This is a genomic window from Dellaglioa sp. CoH-57-MRSF-16 (genome assembly GCF_056782055.1).
Window position 1 is genome coordinate 38,766 of record NZ_JBXAXZ010000006.1, and the last position, 19,662, is coordinate 58,427.

A 19,662-nucleotide genomic window follows, 5' to 3' on the forward strand; every position below is an offset into this window, starting at 1 on the left:
TTTTATAATCGCTTTCGTACTATAATACTTCTGATATTTTGTCTATTAAAATAATATTTCCCTAAATAATTAAAATTATCATGCAAGAGTTACTTCAATTAATACCGAAGGATTAACGTTTTTTACTTTTTAGGATCGTATATCCAGTAATTACCATCATCCGTTAATAATTTATCTGAAGCCGTTGGACCCATCGATCCACTTAAATAGTTAGGGAATAACGTTTTATCATCATTATCGTTATGCCATGTCTCTAAAATCACATCGGCTACATTCCATGCCTTAGCAACTTCATTCCAATGAGCAAAATTAATTGCATTTCCATCTAACGCATCCAAAATTAACTTTTCGTATGCTTCTGGTGTTTTAGCTTTTGTTTCAGGTGAATTAACATAATCTAAATTCGTTTTATTCGTGTTAAAGCCTTGCCCAATTTCTTTAGTATTAATCGTCAATCTAAATCGTTCATCAGGTTCAACTGTAATTGTTAATACATCTTTACCTAAATGTTCATGTTCAGCACTTGTTCCAAAAATATTTTTTTCAACATTTTTAAAAACAATATTGATTTCAGTATTTTTCTCGACAAGACGTTTACCACTGCGAACATAAACTGGCACACCAGCCCAACGATCATTGTCAATCATTAAACGACCAGCAATAAATGTTTCAATCATTGAATCAGGTGAAATCTGTTTTTCCTCACGATAAGCCTTTTCGGTTCCTGCCTCATTTGCACCATATTGTCCACGAACAAAGTTTTTATTAACTTCATCAGGTTTTAAGATACGGATTGCTTTTAAAGCCTTTAATTTTTCTTTACGAATTTCTGATGCAACAAATTCTTTTGGCATGTCCATTGTTAATAATGAAACAACTTGCATAATGTGATTTTGGAACATATCACGCATAGCGCCACTCGTTTCATAGTACCCGCCACGTTCTTCAACACCTAATGACTCACTCAACGTTAATTGAATATTATCTATATACTTATTATTCCACAATGTTTGCGTAATAATATTACCAAAACGAATTGCTGGAATATTTTGAATCATTTCCTTACCTAGGTAATGATCAATTCTAAATATTTGATCTTCATCAAAAGTATTTGTAATTTCATCATTTAACTTTTTAGCACTTTCAAAATTGCGTCCAAAAGGTTTTTCAATAATTAAACGGTTGAATCCATTTTTAGTTACTAACTTTTGTGACCCTAAATGAGTCGCAATCGTACCAAAAAATTGAGGTGACATTGCTAAGTAGAACATACGGTTACCTTCAATTTGGTATTTTTCATCAAGTTTATCTGCTAATTTTTTTAAAGTTATATAATGTGCAACATCAGTCACATCATGTGATTGATAATAAAAATGTGATACGAAATCAGCAATTTTATTAGCATCATCGCTAACATTAACTAAAGATTCAGTAACAACGTTTTGATAAAAATCATCTGTCCAAGGACGTCTTGCAGTCCCAATTACAGCAAAGTTGGCATCTAAAAATCCTTTTTCAAATAGTTTGAAAAGAGATGGATACAATTTTCGCTTTGCTAAATCTCCGGTTCCACCAAAGATAATAAATAAGGCCTTTTGTTGAGTTTCCATTATTCCACACCACTCTCATTTTTGAGGTTTCAGTCCTCTTTATTAGTAAAATCAATAGTATAAGTTTACATTTTATTAGTAAAATAAACAAGAAAGTTGGTCTTAAACTAGACAATAAAAAAAGTATTAACTCTGATTAGCACAAAGTTAATACTTGAAAATAATTATTTTTCGTCAGAAGAGAATTTATCTTCTTCAGTTTTTGTTTCAATAACTGCATCAGTAGTTGTTTCTTCCTTAACTGCAGCTGCAGGTTCTACTTTAACTGCGGCAGGAAGGACACGTGCGATTGCTGAGCGTTCAAATGTTAAGAAAATACCGTCACAATCAAGTGTAACAGTTTTTGCCTCTTCATCAAAACTATCAATAACGCCGTGTAAACGACCAATAGTTACTACTGCATCCCCAGGTTTTAATTGGTTCATCATATCTTGTTGTTTTTGTTGTTGTTTTTTTTGTGGACGAATCATCATGAAATACATCAAGACGAATAAAGCCACAATCATTAAAATACTACTATATTGCATTAATAAGTCACCTCTATTTCTTTTTTCTTACTACACAAGGGTATCAAACTTATTGACTGAACACCACAGTTATTCAAAAAAATTTAAAAATTCTTAGGATTTTTATCATAAAATCCATATTGTTCAAAAAATGCTTCACGAAATTCTAATAAGTTGTCATCCATAATAGCTTGACGAACATCAGCCATTAAATGTGTTAAAAAATACAAATTATGATAACTAGTTAAACGAATACCAAATGTTTCATCTGCTTTAATCAGATGACGTAAATAAGCACGCGTATAATTCTTACATGTATAACAATCACAGTTTTCATCTAATGGTCTAAAGTCTCGTTCATATTTCGCATTTTTTACAACAACACGGCCCATTGAAGTCATTGTTGTCCCATTTCTAGCAATACGTGTTGGTAACACGCAATCAAACATATCAATTCCACGTAACACCCCATCAATCAAGGCGTCAGCTGAACCAACACCCATTAGATACCGTGGCTTGTCTTCTGGTAACAATGGCGTTGTGAAATCTAAAACGCGGTTCATTTCAGCTTTTGATTCCCCTACCGATAACCCACCTATTGAATAACCAGGAAAGTCCATTGAAACTAAATCACGCGCACTTCGTTCTCTCAAATTTCGATGACCGCCACCTTGAACAATTCCAAATAAAGCCTGTTCTTTCGGATTCAAATGAGCTTCAAGTCCTCTTTCAGCCCAGCGGCTTGTCCGATCAACTGATTTGCTAATATAGTCATAACTTTCAGAAAATGGTGGACATTCATCAAAACTCATCATAATATCCGCACCTAAAGCATTTTCTATGTGGATCGCTTTTTCTGGTGATAAGAATAATTTTTCTCCATTTAGATGACTTCTAAATTTGACGCCTTCCTCAGTAATATCACGCATCTTTGCTAATGAAAATACTTGAAAGCCACCCGAATCAGTCAAAATACCTTTATCCCAATTCATAAATTTATGTAACCCACCAGCTTCTTGTACGACATCTTCACCGGGGCGTAACCATAAATGATAGGTGTTTGATAAGATAATATTAGCACCAAGTTCGTCTAATTCTTCAGGTGCCATTGATTTAACAGATGCTAGTGTACCTACGGGCATAAACATTGGCGTTGGGAAAGTTCCGTGAGGTGTAATAATTTCACCAAGTCTGGCACCTGTCCGTTTGTCTTTTTTGATTAACCGATACTTAATTGCGGGCTCTACCATTATTAATTCTCCATCCTATTTAATATACATTGCATCGCCGAAGCTAAAGAATCGATATTTAGAATCAACTGCATGTTTATATGCGTTTAAAATATTTTCTCTTCCTGTAAATGCTGCAACCAACATTACTAATGTTGATTTTGGTAAATGAAAATTAGTTATAAATCCTTCAACAACCTTAAATTCATATCCTGGTTTAATGAAAATTTCCGTCCAACCACTGTCAGCTTGAATAGCGCCCTTAAATTTTGAGCCAATTGTTTCAAGTGTCCGAATTGTAGTTGTTCCTGTCGCAATAATTTTACCACCTGATTTACGAACATCATTTAATTGTTGAGCTGCATCCTCAGTTAAACGATAAAATTCACTATGCATTTTATGGTCTGCAATATTCGTTTCACTAACAGGTCTAAATGTCCCTAATCCAACATGTAGCGTTAAATAAACAAGATGAACACCTTTAGCTTCAATCTTTTCTAATAATTCATTTGTAAAATGTAAACCAGCTGTAGGTGCTGCTGCCGATCCAACTTCCTTTGAATAAACCGTTTGGTACATTTCTTGATCTTCAAGCGTTTCTTTAATATAAGGAGGTAGCGGCATTTCGCCAAGTTCATTCAGAATTTCCATAAATATACCCTCATATTCAAAACGAATCATGCGGCCACCATGTTCTAGCTCTTCAATGATCGTTGCCGTTAAGCGGCCATCACCAAAACTAATCACAGAACCAACCTTCATTTTTTTAGCAGGTTTTACTAATGTTTCCCAGTTATCACCATCAGTATTGTTCAATAGCAACACTTCGATGTGGCCACCAGTATCAGGTCTAATTCCATGAATTCTAGCAGGCATCACCCGCGAATCGTTCATTACAAGAGCGTCCCCAGCATTTAATTGGTCAATTACATTATAGAAATAATCATCCTTGATTTTACCTGTCTCATGATCCAAGATTAACATCCGAGATGCATCACGTTCTTCTAAGGGTGTTTGCGCAATTAATTCTTGAGGCAATTCATAATCGAAATCTTCAGTACTTAGTTGTTTAGTCAAAATATCGTCATCCTTCTCTATTTATTCTCGTTAAAGTCATAAGGTCGATTCAAATGTTCATAAGCTTCCATTGTTGCAACTCGCCCTCTTGGTGTGCGTTTTATAAAGCCAATTTGCATTAAATAAGGTTCAACCATTTCAGCAATGGTCTCTGTTTCTTCCCCTATATTGGCTGCTAACGTACTCAAACCAACTGGACCACCTTGATAGAAATCAATCATAGTCTCTAAAAGTTTGCGATCTGTCTCATCTAATCCACGGTTATCCACGGCAAGTAGATTTAACGCATGATCAGCCGTTGCTTGGTTAATTTCACTTTGGTCAGAAACTTCTGCAAAATCACGAACTCTTTTTAATAGGCGATTCGCAATTCGTGGTGTTCCACGTGAGCGTCGAGCTAACTCATGAGCGCCACTTTCTTCAATTTTTGTATTGAAAATATCTGCTGATCGAATGACAATTTCTTGCAAATCAGATTGATTATAATAGGCCATATGTTCAACAATCCCAAATCGATCTCGTAACGGTGCTGATAGAAGGCCCGCCCGTGTTGTTGCACCAATCAATGTGAATGGAGGTAGTGGAAAATGAACGGGATGTGCTGTTGGGCCTTGGCCAACAACAATATCTACAAAAAAATCTTCCATAGCTGAATACAACATTTCTTCAACCATCTTGGGTAAACGATGAATTTCATCAATAAATAAGACATCCCCAGGTTGTAATTCATTTAAAAGTGCCACAAGATCTCCAGATTTTTCAATTGCTGGTCCACTAGTTGTTTTAATTTGCACTTGCATTTCATTTGCAATAACCATTGCAAGTGTTGTTTTACCTAACCCAGGTGGCCCATACAACAATACATGATCAAGTGCCTCTTCACGTTGTCTAGCAGCTTGGATATACACACTTAATTCATTTTTAACCTTATCTTGACCAATGTATTGTGATAAAAATTGGGGACGAAGTGACTTTTCAATGGATTCTTCCTGATTATCTTCCGGTTCATTCGAAATAATCCGTTGTTCTGTCATTTTATCAACCTCCTTTTATTTTTTCATTAATAATTTTAAGCCTTCTCGTAGATAAGCATCCGTTGAGTCTGCTTCGAATGATTCTAGATTCTTACTAATAGCCTTAATCTCACGTTGAGAATATCCTAAAGCAGATAAAGCTTCAAGACTTTCTTTCATAAATGGTGATGCTTGTGCCGGAATGAAATCAAGCGATTGTTGTCCTGGCATTGTGGTTGCTTGACCTTCAATATCATCTAATTTACCTTTTAAATCAAGCACGATTTGTTGTGCTGTTTTTTTACCAACACCTGGAAATTTAATTAAATAACTAACATCTTCTGTATTAATCGCATTAACTAAACCACGATGATCATCATTGGCTAAAATAGCAAGCGCACTCTTAGGACCGATTCCTGAAACATTCAATAATTTTTCAAATAATTTTTTTTCATCTAAATCGTAAAAACCAAATAACGTCATATCATTTTCACGAATAGCCTGATAAACAAAAATTTTAACAACTTTTTTTGAATCTTCTTGGTACCTAAATGGGTTAGCAACAAAAATTTGATAGCCTATTCCATTAACTTCTAAAACAAGATAAAAAGGTGTTACAGCCGTTATTTGGCCCATAAAATACTCATACATATTATTTTCCCACTTTTCCTAATCTACATGAATCTGCTTTTAATAGTGTACCATAGACCACTTATTTATACAGTTATCGCTTTTCTTACAAAAAAATCAATTATCACCAAATATTTGGCAACAATTGATTCTTAGCCTAACCTTCGTGACCGGTTTGATGTGAATCTTGAATTCGTTTAAAGAAATGTTCCATGTCTTGATTAGAAAAATGAACTAAAACTGGTCGTCCATGTGGACAATTAAATGGATTTTCAACATTTTTTAGCTCACTTATCAATGCCTTAGCTTGTCGATCATCAAGGTGGTGATTTGCTTTGATTGCCCTCTTGCAACTCATCATAATCGCCGCTTTTTCTCTAAATTCAGCAATCACTATTTTCCCATCTGTGAGTAAGTAATCAATCATTTCTCGAATCGTACTTTCTTCTTGCCCTTCTTTAAACCAGGTTGGATGCTGTCTAATAATGAAACTATTTTGTCCAAATGGTTCAAGGATGAGTCCGATTTTTTCCAATATATCGGTATGTTCAGTAATAATTATAGCTTCACTTACTGTATATTCTAGAACAATCGGTACCAATAGATTTTGCAAGTCACTAGAAACGTCACCAATTTGCTTACGATAAAACTCATAATTAATACGTTCTTGTGCAGCATGTTGGTCTAATATATATAACCCGTCTTCCGATTCTGTAAATAAATAGGTTCCATGCATTTGGCCAATATATTTTAAATCAGGAAACCTTTGTTCACTCTTTTTCGTGGTAGCTATTTCTTCATCATTCTCTTTCTGTACATCGCCTGTTTCATCCGGCGTAACAATAGAAAATGGTGCCACATTAATTTCATTAGCATATTGTGTCTCAAATGTGCTAACTCGTTTCGAATCCAATTGTTCAGCAACTTGAATTGAGATTGGTTCAATATTCCTTGATAAATGATTTAAATTTTCGCCAATTGTAATCTTAGGTTCACCACTTGTTACTGCATCCGTTTGTACTGATGAGAATTTAGGCTTAGCTTGATATTTACTTGAGGCTTCATTCAAATCAAATTGTAATTGATCCGTATCTATTTTTTCACGTTTCTTAGAACTTAAATTCTCTAATGCTTCCGGAATTAAATTTTCTTCAGCAATACGTTCATAGATAATCTTTTTTATAAGTTCAGTTAATTCTGGTTCTTTACTCAATCTTACTTCCTGCTTAGTTGGATGAACATTCACATCAACTAGCATGGGATCTAATTGAATATTCAAAATTGTAATCGGATAGCGTCCAACCATTAATTTTGATCCATATCCTTTAATGATTGCTTTATTTAAATTAACATTTTTAACGTAACGTCCATTAATTAAAATAGATATAAACTGTCGGCCAGCACGCGTTAATTCTGGCAGTGATGTATAACCGCTAATCTTAAAATCTAAATCATGACCCTTAAATTCAAGCATTTGGCGTGCACTTTTGACCCCATAGATAGCTGAAATAGTTTGTTTCAGTTGGCCGTTTCCAGTTGTTTTCAAGACTTCTTTACCATCATGTGTTAAAGAAAATGAAATATTTGTATGGCTCATTGCTAATCGGTTCATCATGTCGCTAATAATTGACATTTCAGTTTGCAAAGACTTTACATATTTTAAACGTGCAGGCGTATTGTAAAATAAGTCAGAGACTGTTATTTCTGTTCCTTTACGACTAGCAGATGATTTTTCATCTACTATCTCACCACCGTTAACAGCAATAACAGCCCCAGGTTGCCCTTCAATAGCTGTATTCAAAGTCACTTTAGCAACTGATGCAATACTTGGTAAAGCTTCGCCACGAAATCCTAGCGTACTGATTTTAAATAAATCTTCTCTTGAAGTAATCTTACTTGTGGCATGACGTTTAAAAGCATTCTGCAGTTGGGATGCCTCAATGCCATCTCCATTATCAATGACTTGAATTAATTTAAGCCCAGCTTCCTCAACGACTACATCAACTTGTGTGCCATGCGCATCAATCGCATTTTCAACTAATTCTTTTACAACAGATGCAGGTCTTTCAACTACTTCACCAGCAGCTATTTGATCCGCTAAAATTGTGGGCAGTTCAATTATTTTTGTCATTCATTCACCTTCAGTTCTATCCGTTCAATTTTTCTTGCCAGTCATATAAGACGTTCATAATATCTCTTGGCGTCATGTTCATCAAGTTAAGTGCTTTAAGTTCATCCACAACTGCTAACTGGTCCTTTGACAAGTTTTCGTTAACAAATAAAGATAACTGCGTATCATCTTCATTGATGGTTGTTGGTAATTCTTTTTTACTATCTGATTGTTTATTTTTTAGCTCTAAATCATCTAAAATTAATGTTGCACGGCTTAACAATTCTGCTGGCATTCCCGCCAATTTAGCAACATGAATCCCATAAGATTTATCTGCAGGTCCTTCTTGAATTTTATGTAAGAAAATTAATTCACCATTTTCTTCAATAGCACCTACATGGACATTTTTTAAAGAACTAACGGTTTCTTCAAGTATCGTTAATTCGTGATAATGTGTCGAAAAAAGTGTTTTGGCATGTACATGTTTATCCACATACTCGATAATCGCTTGTGCGAGTGCCATACCATCATAAGTTGCCGTTCCCCTACCAAGTTCATCAAATAAGATTAAACTATTCTCAGTCGCATTTTCTAAGGCTTGATTAGCTTCTTTCATTTCAACCATAAACGTACTTTGACCTGAAATTAAATCATCTGCTGCACCAATCCGAGTAAATATTTGGTCAAATATTGGCATTTTAGCCGCCTCTGCAGGTACGAAACAACCGATTTGAGCCATCACAACCGTTAATGCTAATTGACGCATATACGTACTTTTACCTGACATATTAGGTCCTGTAATCAATAAAATATCAAGTGTTTCAGGCATTCTAACATCATTTGGTATATAGCTTTGTTTTCCCATCACTTTTTCAACTACAGGATGCCAACCAGCTGTGATATCCAATTGATGACCTTCTTTTAATAATTGTGGTTTTACAAAATGTGAGTCTTCACTAACAACCGCGAAACTTTGTAAGACGTCTAACGTGGCAATTCCTTGAGCTAATATCTGTAATCGTTCAATTGATTTTTTAACAATATCTCTAATTTCGACAAACAATTTATATTCTAAATCCATCGCTTTACTCTCAGCACCTAAAATAATACTTTCACGTTCTTTCAGTTCAGGTGTGATATAACGTTCAGCATTAGTCAACGTCTGTTTTCGTTCATAACGGTCTTTTGGAACATTAATAATATTAGATTTTGTCACTTCGATAAAATAACCAAAAACACGGTTAAATCCAATTTTAAGATTTTTAATCCCCGTTAGATTTCTTTCTTTGGCTTCCATTTCAGCTAACCATTGTTTACCATTTTTCATTGCATCTTGATAAATATCTAATTTATCATTATACCCCGGTTTAAATAGGTGACCATCAGTCACTGATAAAGGTGGTTCATCAACAATGGCACGTTCTATTAAATTAGAAATATCATCGACTGGATCTAATTTATTGATAACATCAGAAAAAGTACCATCGTCAATTTCGTCTAAAACATATTTAATTTTAGGAACTTGTTTAAGCGATAATTTAAGTTGAACTAAATCTCGCCCATTTACGCTACCAAAAGCGACACGTCCTGCCAATCTTTCTAAATCATAAACTTTAACTAACTCTTCTTGTAACGTACTTCTTTCAAAATAATGGTTAATCAATAAATCAACCTTATTTTGACGGTCTAAAATTTCAGCATAGTTAATAAGCGGTCTATCAATCCACTGTTTAAGTAAACGACCACCCATAGCTGTTTTTGTGTCATCTAATAACCACAATAAAGTACCTTGCTTCTTGCCCGTTCGAATATTTTGCATTAATTCTAAATTATATTTTGAATAATGATCCATTTTCAAGAAAAAATCAGGCTCATAATGAACTGCTTTTTGTAAATGATCTAAACTTCGTTTTTGCGTAACTGAAAGATACGTTAACAAGTCAGTTACAACCGAGATTTCTAGTGAATCTGTTAAATCTTGAATCGCATAACTTGATTCAGCATGATTTTCAACAATTTCTTGTTTAGAAAGCATAATATTTAATTTTTCTAATGTTTCGATTGTTTCATCAGACAAACTATCATTAATCACAATTTCTTTAGTTCTCAAACTCATTATTTCATTAATTAAATTATCTAAATTATCTAAGCGACTCGTTTTTAATTCACCTGTTGATAAATCAACATAAGCAAATCCAAAACTATTGTTGTCTTCTATAATAGCTGTTAAATAATTATTTTCTTTAGACTCCTTCGCACCGTTATCCATCGTTGTTCCTGGTGTTACTAGCTGAATAACTTCACGTTTAACCATACCTTGAGCTAATTTAGGATCTTCAACTTGTTCACATATTGCGACTTTGTATCCTTTTTCAACTAAAATATCGATATAATTTTGAGCAGCATGATGCGGTACGCCACACATTGGAATAGGATCATCAGCTTTTTTATTACGTGTTGTTAACGTTAATTCGAGTAATTGCGACCCTTTAACAGCATCATCATAAAATAGTTCATAAAAATCACCAAGACGATAAAACAAAAAAGCATCAGGATACTGTGCTTTAATGTCAAAATATTGTATCATCATTGGCGTTAGTTTTGTTTTTTGCGGCATAGTCGAGATGCCCTCCTATCTCTAAATTAATCCATAAAAGGATGGTCATCATTAATTAATACAGGGAATATCTTTTTAGCATGTCCCGTTTTGTCATCAATATCTATCACACAAGCAGATAACGTTTTACGACCTGTTTCATCCACTTCAAATCGTGTTGGCATTTGCGATAAAAAGCGACCAATTACATTTTCACGTTTCATTCCTAAGATACCATCGTATGGTCCTGTCATACCAACATCTGACATAAAGGCAGTTCCTTTAGGTAAAATACGCGCATCATTAGTAGGCACATGTGTATGCGTACCTACTACCGCAGATACTTGACCATCTAAGAACCATGCTATAGCTTCTTTTTCACTCGTTGTTTCAGCATGAAAATCAATAAAAATGAAATCAGTCTCTTTTTTGACTTCTTCTAAAATATCTTGAACAACTGCAAACGGATCATCTGAAGGAGACATAAAAACACGTCCTTGCAAATCAATCACAGCTAATTTTTGCTGATTAATATTAATAATTGTATGTCCAATCCCAGGTACTTGGTTTGCTGAGAAGTTAGCTGGTCTAATTAATTTTTTTGCACCACCAATAAAATCTTGAATATCTCTATTATCCCAAGTATGGTTACCCATGGTTACAACATCAGCACCTGTTTGAAGGAATGCTTTATAGACAGATTCATTAATACCTCTACCCTTCGTTGCATTTTCACCATTTACAATGGTAGCCTGTGGATGAAATTTTCTTTTTAATTTTGGTAAATACTCTTTAATCATTTGTTGACCTGAATCGCCAACGACATCTCCGACAAATAATAAACGCATGGTTGTCCTCTTTTCTTATATATAAAACTAGTTTAACATTTTTTCTTTTTAATAGACAAAAAATGATGATTTAAGAAATTAATCTTAAATCATCATTTTTTTATTTAGCATACTCAATTGCTCTTGTTTCTCGAACGACAGTCACTTTAATATGTCCTGGGTATTCGAGTTCATCTTCAATTCTGTTTTTAATATCTCGAGCTAAGACAGTTGCTTGAATATCATTAACTTCATTTGGCGTGACAATAACACGTACTTCACGACCAGCTTGAATTGCATAACTTTTCTGTACACCTTTAAATTCATGTGTAATATCTTCAAGTTTTTCAAGTCTATGAATATAATTTTCTAACGATTCACTTCGTGCGCCTGGTCTTGCAGCTGAAACAGCATCTGCCGCTGCAACAAGAATAGCAATAGTATATTTAGCTTCAACATCACCATGATGTGAAGCTATAGTGTTGATGACAACATCATTTTCTTTATACTTCTTAGCTAATTCAAGGCCAATTTCCACATGTGAACCATCAACTTCATGATCAACTGCTTTACCAATATCATGTAACAATCCTGCGCGTTTTGCTAATGTAACATCTTCACCCAATTCAGCGGCTAACACACCTGCTATTTTGGCAACTTCAATAGAATGGCTTAACACATTCTGACCATAACTTGTACGATAATTTAATCGACCAATTGTTTTAATTAAATCAGGATGAATTGTATGAAGTCCGAGATCAAAGGTTGTTTGTTCACCTAATTCACGAATTTTTTCATCCATTTCTTTACGTGATTTTTCAACCATTTCTTCGATTCGTGCCGGATGAATCCGACCATCTTGAATTAATTTTTCAAGAGTCATTTTGGCAATTTCACGACGAATTGGATCAAACCCACTTAAAACGACTGCTTCTGGCGTATCATCGATAATTAAATCAATCCCTGTTAAGGTCTCTAATGTTCGAATGTTACGTCCTTCGCGGCCAATAATACGGCCTTTCATTTCATCATTTGGCAAGGTAACTAATGAAACAGTTGTTTCAGATACCATGTCAGCTGCACTTCTTTGAATAGCTTGAGCAACTAAATCTTTAGCATTACGATCAGCTTCTGATTTAGCTTGCTTATCACTTTCCTTAATCATAACAGCTCGTTCATGACTTAATGATTCTTTCGTATCGTCCATAATAATAGTCTGTGCTTGTGTTTGTGTTAGAGAAGCAACTCTTTCAAGTTCTTCTTGTTGTTCCTGAATCAGTGAAGTAGCTTCTTGTTGTTTTGTGTCAACAAGTTTTTGGTCAGACGTTACTTTTTTCTCTTTGTTCTCAAGCGTTTGTTCTCGTTTATCTAGTGCGCCATCTTTACGATCTAAAGTTTCTTCACGTTGAATTACTCGATTTTCTTGCTTTTGAATTTCTGAACGTCGTTCCTTTAACTCATTGTCTATTTTATCACGATAACTTTGACTTTCTTCTTTAGCCTCTAAAACAGCCTCTTTTTTCTGAGTCTCAGCATCTTTCTTTGCACTTTTTAAAATACCTTCAGCCGTATGCGTTGCGACATCAAGTGTTTTTTCGAAATTTGACTTTCTATATGCAATTCCAATAAAAATTCCAACAACTAAAGCAATAATAGCGATGATAGCGAGGATTAATACGGTTGTTATAGATCCCATAAAAGTCCACCTCCGCATCATCAAATAATGATTAATTTAACTAATCATAAATTTTTAGATGTTTTTTATTTTGTTCATATACACTTTAGTATTTTACGGTTAATTGCCCCCCGCTGTCAACAACAATCCATTGCCAAATTTAATTATTTACTCATTAATTTCATCAAATATCCATTTAAGTCCACTTAGAACACTTCTTTGTCTAATTGTTTCTCTATTTCCAGCAAAATGAAATTGTTTTGCAATAACGGGACTATTTTTAATTGCTAATCCAATCCAAACCGTTCCAGCTTTCTGATTTTCAAGCTCATCTGGACCTGCAACACCAGTAAATGAAATAGCAATATTTGTTTTCATTTTATTTTGTGTTTGTTGGGCCATTTGTTTAGCGGTTTCTTCACTAACAACACCATATTTTTTAATATCTTCAGTCGAAATACCTAAAATATCAGATTTGGCTGTATTAGCATATGTTATAAATCCACCATCATAAATTTTTGAGACACCTGGTATTTCTGCTAATGTACTTTGAAATAATCCAGCTGTTAAACTTTCGGCTGCAGAAATAGATAAGTTTTTTTCAATTAATTTAGTTACAACAATATTTTGTAACGAATTGTCATCCCCATAGCCATAGAAATAATCACCAACTTTGGAAAGTACATAAATCTCCATTTCGTTAATTAATTCTACAGCTGATTTTTTGTCTGTAGGACTTGCCGTAATTCGCAAAGTGACCTCATTTGTCTTGGCGTATGGTGCAATAGTAGGATTAGTTTGTGAATCAATTATCTCTTTTAATTCAGTCACCAATTTAGATTCACCAATGCCATAAAAACGTAAAACTTTTGATTCAAGATGACTATTTAAGTTATATTCTTCTTTTAATAGCTGTTCAACTTCCTTATTAAACATTGTTTTCAATTCCTTAGGTGGTCCAGGTAATAATAAGAAATCACACGAATCACCTTTGTAAAAATCACCAACAGCCATTCCAGCATGATTTTTAATTGGTTTTGATCCTTCTATATACAAAGCTTGTAATTTGTTGTTTTCAGTCATTTGACGACCCGTTTGTGTAAAATGATCTTCTATTTTTAACATGGCGTCCTTATTTTCAACTAACTTCTCATTTAAAAATTTGGCGACCATCTGCTTCGTTAAATCGTCTTCTGTTGGTCCTAAGCCACCAGAAAGGATAACCAAATCATTTCGTTTTGAAGCCAGTTCAATTGCCTCTAACATTCGTTCTTCATTATCCCCTACAACTGTCTGATAAAATACATTTACACCTAAATCAGCTAATTTTTCAGCTAAGAAAGCACTGTTCGTATTTACAATTTGTCCTAATAATATTTCTGTACCAACCGCAATTATTTCTGCATGCATGATGTTGCCTCCTAATTTAATTAAAAAAGACTAAAACGGTTAAATGTTTTAGTCTAAATATTTTTATTTTTCAAATGAATCTGAGAAAATAGCTCTATTTTGAACAAAGTAATCAATACCTGAATAAACAGTAAAGAATAAACAAATATAAAGAAAAATGGCAGCCATAGGTACATTAATTGCTGCAAATAACACATTATTTAAAAACAATAAAATAATAGCTATCATTTGGGTTGTTGTCTTAATTTTGCCTGGCATAGCTGCAGCCATAACTTCCCCATCATTTTCAACAATAATCAATCGTAATCCTGTTACCGCAAGTTCGCGACAAACAATAATTGCAGCTACCCATGCAGGTACTTGGTTAAATGAAACAAGGATAACAAATGCAGTCATTACAAGCATTTTATCTGCCAATGGGTCTGCAAATTTGCCAAAATTAGAAACTAAATGTTGGCGACGTGCAATTTGACCATCTAAAAAATCTGTTAATGAGGCAGCTGCAAAAATAATTGCACCAATTAGATGTGTCACCTGAATCTGTGTACCAACCCAAGTAACCATTCCCCAATCAATTGGTAATAACAATACAAGCATGAAGATTGGAATTAAAATAATCCGCACAACCGTTAATTTATTTGGTAAATTCATAATGATCCCCTTTTTCAAAAATTGCCAACAACATAGTATCCGTTGTTGACAATTCTGGCTTATTTAATATTTACAGTAACTGTTCTAACTTGTAGAGTTGCATTTGTTTTCATAAAATTAAATTTTTTACCGTTAATCGTGATACTCATAGCTGGTGCATTACCAAAGCTAAAGACAAATGACTTTGTACCGGCTGGGATTGTAACAGTATCCGTTGCATCTGAGACAAGTGTTGCTTGCCATAGTTGTGTGCCATCAGCCGTAATTGAGCTCCAAGCAGCACTACCAGAAGCTACTAATTTAACTTTAGAAGTTGTTGGTGCATTTTCCATTGTGTAAACAGTGTTTGTTCCCGCATCTGAAACATATGTTAATTTTTGCGTTTTCTTATCAGATGAAGAACTAGCCTTTACTGATTCAGAACTAGAAGTTTTAGTTTTTGAGTCAGTTGAAACAGATACTTTAGAACTTGAACTTTCAATTTGAGTATCTGTATCTTTACTATTCAATGTCACACCATAAATTGTACCCAAAATCCCTAAGACAATCACAACAATAATAATTGTTGGCAAGTACGACATAAACTTATCAAAATTACCGTCTTTTGGTAGTTTAGCAGACTTTTCAGAACGTGATACTTGTTCCTTTGCAACGACTGTTTCTTGTGTATCTGGAAGTGTTTCATTGAATTCTTTTAATAATTTATCCCCATCCAAATCAACCGTCTCTGCATATTGTTTAACAAATGCTCGAACGTAAAAATCTCCTGGTAAATCAGAAAATTTTTCATCTTCAATTGCAATCAAATAACGTTTTTGAATTTTCGTCATTTGTTGTAAATCATCTAACGTATATCCTTTATTTATTCTCGCTTCTTGTAATGTTTTTCCAATTTCACTCATGTCTAATTCTCCACTTAGTTTAATAGTTAATCTTCTAACAATCAGTATAACATAATCGTCATGTCCAATTTGTTAAAATTTTATTATTTTATTTCAACCATCCGCCTGAAACATAAATCGTTTGACCGGTGAGGTACCCTGCCTCTTTGGCTAATAATTGTTTTACCCAAAATCCAATTTCTTCGGGATGTGCGAAACGTCCCATTGGAATTTCACTTGAGATATCTTTCTTTGCATCTTTCGAAAATTGTTGATTCATTTTTGTATCAACTGCGCCTGGTGCCACCACGTTAACCGTAATACCTAACGAGGCAACTTCTTTACTATAAGCATTGGCAAAGGACGATAACGCACCTTTTACAGTACTGTACAGTACTTCCATTGGGCTACCAACGCCTCCATAAATTGACCCAATAAATATAATTCGGCCAAAATGATTTTGGGCTAACTTTGGTTCCAATTTCTGAATTAATGCCAATGGTGTTTGAACTTGCATCTTCATCATTTTATCTAAATCAGACATTGGGGCTTCATTGAATAAATGGTAAGAAGTTGTTCCTTCAGCAAATATTACAGCATCTACGGCAAATAGTTGGGATATCACTGGATCAACATTAGTCGCTGTCATATCAAATTGTAACGGCAAAAAATCTTGTTTTGGATATTTTCCCCTCAACTCTTGTGTTAATCCCATAATTGCTTCATCATTTTGATAATAATGCATTGTTAGCGACCAACCAATATCTGCCAATTGTCTTGCAATCATTTGACCAATATCACCAGACGCTCCAAAGATAACTGCCCAACTCATTTAATCATCCTCTTTAGCCATAATTTGGTAGACACTAATTGCTTCAGAACGAATAAAATCTTTAGCTCCTTGGCGAACTTGATCTAATGTCATATTTTCAATAATTGGTGCCCTATCAAAAACAGTGGCATCATCAAACAAATCACCATCATACTGATTTGCAATGCTCTCAAGTGAGTTCATCGATTGAATGGATTGACCTAACATTTCACGTTTAGCCAATTCAAACTGGGCCTCAGCCCCTGAAAGGTACTCTGACGCATTCTCTAAAATATGAATAATGGCATCCGATAACTTTTGAGGGTCATCAGTATCACCACTAATACTTGCAAAATGGAAGCCACGTTCAATTTCAAATTCATAGCCAAAGGAATCATCTAACGTCCCTTCATCATATAATTTCATATATTGAGGGGCCGTGTCACCAAACAAAAGATAAAGAAGCATATGGATTGTCTCTTTGTATTTCAAGCCGTTACGGCCTTCTGGAACATTATCTAATCCTTTTATACCAACAATTGTTTTAGCACGTTGAATGGCCATCTCAGTTGCACGATATGGCATGATGTCTGAACCGTCTACTTGAGTTTCTGGAATTAATCGTTTAATTGTTTCTGCTGCTTCTGGAAACTTTTTATGATTTTGATTATTTTTAATTAAATCTAAAGTTTCTTCTGGATCAACATTTCCTACAATAAATAAATTCATATTACTTGGATGATAAAATGTTTCATAGCACTTATATAAATCATCTGCCGTAATTTTATCGATTGATTCAATTGTTCCAGCGATATCACTGCTAACCGGGTGATTTGGGTAAAGGTTACCTAAAATACCAAAGTATAAACGCCAATTAGGATCGTCGTCATACATTTGAATTTCCTGTCCAATAATTCCCTTTTCTTTTTCAACTGTTTCAGGTGTAAAATACGGATCTTGCACAAAATCTAGTAATGTTTCAATGTTTTCAGGAACATGATTAGAGCTTGAAAATAAGTAGCTCGTTCGTGTAAAGCTTGTGAAAGCATTTGCACTAGCACCATATTCTCCAAATAAATCAAACGCATCATGATCTGCTTTTTCAAACATTTTATGTTCTAAAAAATGGGCGATACCATCCGGTACATGAACAACATCTTCTTCACCAATTGGTACAAATACACTATCAACTGAGCCATAATTTGTTGTGAATATACCATAAGTTTTATGAAAACCTTTACGAGGTAATATATTTACTTTCAAGCCATTTTCCAAAGTTTCTGTATATAATATTTCGTCAAACTGCGGGTATTCTAATGTTTTCATTAATTAATTTCCCCATTCAAAAAGAAGATTGCTTGTAATTTAACATTACGAGCGATAGCTTGAACGGCAGCTTTATCCACGCTATTAATGCCGTCTATCCACTCTGTTGCACTAACTTCTGTGCTTGTTAATTGATCAATCATCGATTGATTAATTAACGCCATTTGTGAGTCAAGACTACTTTGATATTGGTTAATCATTGTCATTTTTGTTTTATTTAATAGTTCATCACTAATGTCACCTGCGATAATATCATCTAATTGTTGTTGAACAATTTCGATAACTTTATCTTTATTTTGTGGTTCAATGCCTGTTTGTACAGTTAAAATACCTCTAAATGTATCTAACGAGCTACTTGCATAATAAGCCAAACTAGCTTTCTCACGAACATTTACAAATAACTTAGCTAGTGGTGAACCGCCAAAAACGCCATTGAAAATAAGACCCGCATAGTACCCATTTTCTCTGTAATAAACTGGTAACTGATATGCCAGATTTAATTTACCCTGAGTCACTGCTTGCGTTTCTGTTTTAGTCACAACTTCTTTAATAGCTTGATCATAGAATATAGGTATCATTTTAAAATCTCGAGGTTTAAAAGGCAACGTTTTAACAATAGTTTCAGTTTCTGATTCATCTAATTCACCAAGGACGAAAATGTCTACTCGATTAGTTGTAAGCATTTGTTTGTAGTAATCAAATAAGCTAGTTGCAGTTATCTTTTCAATATCTTCTACAGTCCCATAGCTAGGAATAGCTTGATCGTTTTGAAAGTAAAGTTTCTGTAATTCTAATCCTGCGTACGATTGTTTATCATCACTAATACTTCTGATAGACATCATCAAATTTTCCTTTTGGCGTTTAAATGTTTCTTCGTCAAAATGGCCATCAGTCACATTCGGATTGAAAATAATTTCTTTGATAAAAGCAAATATTTTTTTTAAACTTTCTGTTTTATGTTCTAAGAATTTATCGTTTACACCGTTTAAAATTAAACTTATTAAGTGAAAGTTTCCTTTTTTACTAACAGTGATACCAAAACTTGCACCATAAAGTTCTGATAATTTTTCGGCTAATTTTTGTTGAGATGGATATTCTGCACTACTAATTTCTAATAAGTTAGCTAATAGCATACGTTCTGCAGATTCTTTTCCGGTTAAAGGTGCTATAAAATTAATAACGATTCTATTCGTTTTAAATTGACTATTTTCAATAACAGTTAAGTTGACACCTGTTTCTAATTGTTTACGCACGAAAATGTGCCTCCTTTTAAATCGGATGTTCTTTTACCATGATAATTGAAAGACTAG

At 34.1% G+C, this 19,662-nt stretch carries 16 protein-coding genes; all 16 read right to left on the reverse strand.

All coding sequences use genetic code 11. The annotated features are described in order from the left end of the window. Positions 1-122: 122 nt before the first annotated feature. The gene (gene zwf, locus AC1RPH_RS06600) at positions 123-1,610 is read right to left on the reverse strand and encodes a glucose-6-phosphate dehydrogenase (protein WP_481761841.1); all 1,488 of its coding nucleotides are present in this window, start codon (positions 1,608-1,610) and stop codon (positions 123-125) included. 164 nt (positions 1,611-1,774) lie between these two features. After that, positions 1,775-2,137 (reverse strand): preprotein translocase subunit YajC, encoded by a 363-nt coding sequence (yajC, locus tag AC1RPH_RS06605; RefSeq protein ID WP_409021441.1) that lies wholly within the window; start codon positions 2,135-2,137, stop codon positions 1,775-1,777. Between the two features lie 83 nt (positions 2,138-2,220). Then, positions 2,221-3,366 (reverse strand): tRNA guanosine(34) transglycosylase Tgt, encoded by a 1,146-nt coding sequence (tgt, locus tag AC1RPH_RS06610; protein WP_481761842.1) that lies wholly within the window; start codon positions 3,364-3,366, stop codon positions 2,221-2,223. A 15-nt stretch (positions 3,367-3,381) separates the two neighbouring features. Continuing rightward, complete coding sequence (queA, locus tag AC1RPH_RS06615) at positions 3,382-4,422, reverse strand: tRNA preQ1(34) S-adenosylmethionine ribosyltransferase-isomerase QueA (RefSeq protein ID WP_481761843.1); 1,041 nt, start codon at positions 4,420-4,422, stop codon at positions 3,382-3,384. A gap of 17 nt (positions 4,423-4,439) precedes the next feature. Next, on the reverse strand, positions 4,440-5,456 hold the full coding sequence (ruvB, locus tag AC1RPH_RS06620) for a Holliday junction branch migration DNA helicase RuvB (RefSeq protein WP_409021443.1): 1,017 nt from the start codon (positions 5,454-5,456) through the stop codon (positions 4,440-4,442). A gap of 15 nt (positions 5,457-5,471) precedes the next feature. After that, on the reverse strand, positions 5,472-6,086 hold the full coding sequence (gene ruvA / locus AC1RPH_RS06625; protein WP_481761844.1) for a Holliday junction branch migration protein RuvA: 615 nt from the start codon (positions 6,084-6,086) through the stop codon (positions 5,472-5,474). A gap of 136 nt (positions 6,087-6,222) precedes the next feature. Beyond that, positions 6,223-8,196: a DNA mismatch repair endonuclease MutL gene (gene mutL, locus AC1RPH_RS06630; protein ID WP_481761845.1), complete on the reverse strand. Its 1,974-nt coding sequence runs from the start codon at positions 8,194-8,196 to the stop codon at positions 6,223-6,225. A 16-nt stretch (positions 8,197-8,212) separates the two neighbouring features. After that, the gene (mutS, locus tag AC1RPH_RS06635; RefSeq protein WP_481761846.1) at positions 8,213-10,792 is read right to left on the reverse strand and encodes a DNA mismatch repair protein MutS; all 2,580 of its coding nucleotides are present in this window, start codon (positions 10,790-10,792) and stop codon (positions 8,213-8,215) included. A gap of 26 nt (positions 10,793-10,818) precedes the next feature. Continuing rightward, entirely contained in the window at positions 10,819-11,619 is an 801-nt protein-coding gene (locus AC1RPH_RS06640) for a TIGR00282 family metallophosphoesterase (RefSeq protein WP_409021448.1), read from the reverse strand. A 100-nt stretch (positions 11,620-11,719) separates the two neighbouring features. Next, on the reverse strand, positions 11,720-13,294 hold the full coding sequence (gene rny / locus AC1RPH_RS06645) for a ribonuclease Y (protein ID WP_481761847.1): 1,575 nt from the start codon (positions 13,292-13,294) through the stop codon (positions 11,720-11,722). A gap of 147 nt (positions 13,295-13,441) precedes the next feature. Then, positions 13,442-14,683, reverse strand: coding sequence for a competence/damage-inducible protein A (locus AC1RPH_RS06650; RefSeq protein WP_481761848.1), 1,242 nt, complete (start codon positions 14,681-14,683; stop codon positions 13,442-13,444). 63 nt (positions 14,684-14,746) lie between these two features. Then, positions 14,747-15,334 (reverse strand): CDP-diacylglycerol--glycerol-3-phosphate 3-phosphatidyltransferase, encoded by a 588-nt coding sequence (gene pgsA / locus AC1RPH_RS06655; RefSeq protein WP_481761849.1) that lies wholly within the window; start codon positions 15,332-15,334, stop codon positions 14,747-14,749. A 59-nt stretch (positions 15,335-15,393) separates the two neighbouring features. After that, the gene (locus tag AC1RPH_RS06660; protein ID WP_481761850.1) at positions 15,394-16,236 is read right to left on the reverse strand and encodes a helix-turn-helix domain-containing protein; all 843 of its coding nucleotides are present in this window, start codon (positions 16,234-16,236) and stop codon (positions 15,394-15,396) included. An 88-nt stretch (positions 16,237-16,324) separates the two neighbouring features. Continuing rightward, positions 16,325-17,047: an elongation factor P 5-aminopentanone reductase gene (gene ymfI, locus AC1RPH_RS06665; RefSeq protein WP_481761851.1), complete on the reverse strand. Its 723-nt coding sequence runs from the start codon at positions 17,045-17,047 to the stop codon at positions 16,325-16,327. Beyond that, a complete protein-coding gene (gene yfmH / locus AC1RPH_RS06670; RefSeq protein WP_481761852.1) occupies positions 17,048-18,352 on the reverse strand; it encodes an EF-P 5-aminopentanol modification-associated protein YfmH in 1,305 nt (434 codons plus the stop codon). It abuts the gene before it with no gap. Continuing rightward, positions 18,352-19,605 (reverse strand): EF-P 5-aminopentanol modification-associated protein YfmF, encoded by a 1,254-nt coding sequence (gene yfmF, locus AC1RPH_RS06675; protein ID WP_481761853.1) that lies wholly within the window; start codon positions 19,603-19,605, stop codon positions 18,352-18,354. The genes yfmH and yfmF overlap by 1 nt, the downstream gene beginning before the upstream one ends. Positions 19,606-19,662 lie beyond the last annotated feature (57 nt).

Bases quoted from the DNA above. Each gene is read 5' to 3' on its own strand.
- yfmH (WP_481761852.1), bottom strand. From the start codon at position 18,352: ATGAAAACATTAGAATACCCGCAGTTTGACGAAATATTATATACAGAA.
- AC1RPH_RS06640 (WP_409021448.1), bottom strand. From the start codon at position 11,619: ATGCGTTTATTATTTGTCGGAGATGTCGTTGGCGATTCAGGTCAACAA.
- mutL (WP_481761845.1), bottom strand. From the start codon at position 8,196: ATGACAAAAATAATTGAACTGCCCACAATTTTAGCGGATCAAATAGCT.
- yajC (WP_409021441.1), bottom strand. From the start codon at position 2,137: ATGCAATATAGTAGTATTTTAATGATTGTGGCTTTATTCGTCTTGATG.
- AC1RPH_RS06660 (WP_481761850.1), bottom strand. From the start codon at position 16,236: ATGAGTGAAATTGGAAAAACATTACAAGAAGCGAGAATAAATAAAGGA.
- ruvA (WP_481761844.1), bottom strand. From the start codon at position 6,086: ATGTATGAGTATTTTATGGGCCAAATAACGGCTGTAACACCTTTTTAT.
- zwf (WP_481761841.1), bottom strand. From the start codon at position 1,610: ATGGAAACTCAACAAAAGGCCTTATTTATTATCTTTGGTGGAACCGGA.
- ruvB (WP_409021443.1), bottom strand. From the start codon at position 5,456: ATGACAGAACAACGGATTATTTCGAATGAACCGGAAGATAATCAGGAA.
- AC1RPH_RS06650 (WP_481761848.1), bottom strand. From the start codon at position 14,683: ATGCATGCAGAAATAATTGCGGTTGGTACAGAAATATTATTAGGACAA.
- tgt (WP_481761842.1), bottom strand. From the start codon at position 3,366: ATGGTAGAGCCCGCAATTAAGTATCGGTTAATCAAAAAAGACAAACGG.
- pgsA (WP_481761849.1), bottom strand. From the start codon at position 15,334: ATGAATTTACCAAATAAATTAACGGTTGTGCGGATTATTTTAATTCCA.
- ymfI (WP_481761851.1), bottom strand. From the start codon at position 17,047: ATGAGTTGGGCAGTTATCTTTGGAGCGTCTGGTGATATTGGTCAAATG.
- rny (WP_481761847.1), bottom strand. From the start codon at position 13,294: ATGGGATCTATAACAACCGTATTAATCCTCGCTATCATCGCTATTATT.
- mutS (WP_481761846.1), bottom strand. From the start codon at position 10,792: ATGCCGCAAAAAACAAAACTAACGCCAATGATGATACAATATTTTGAC.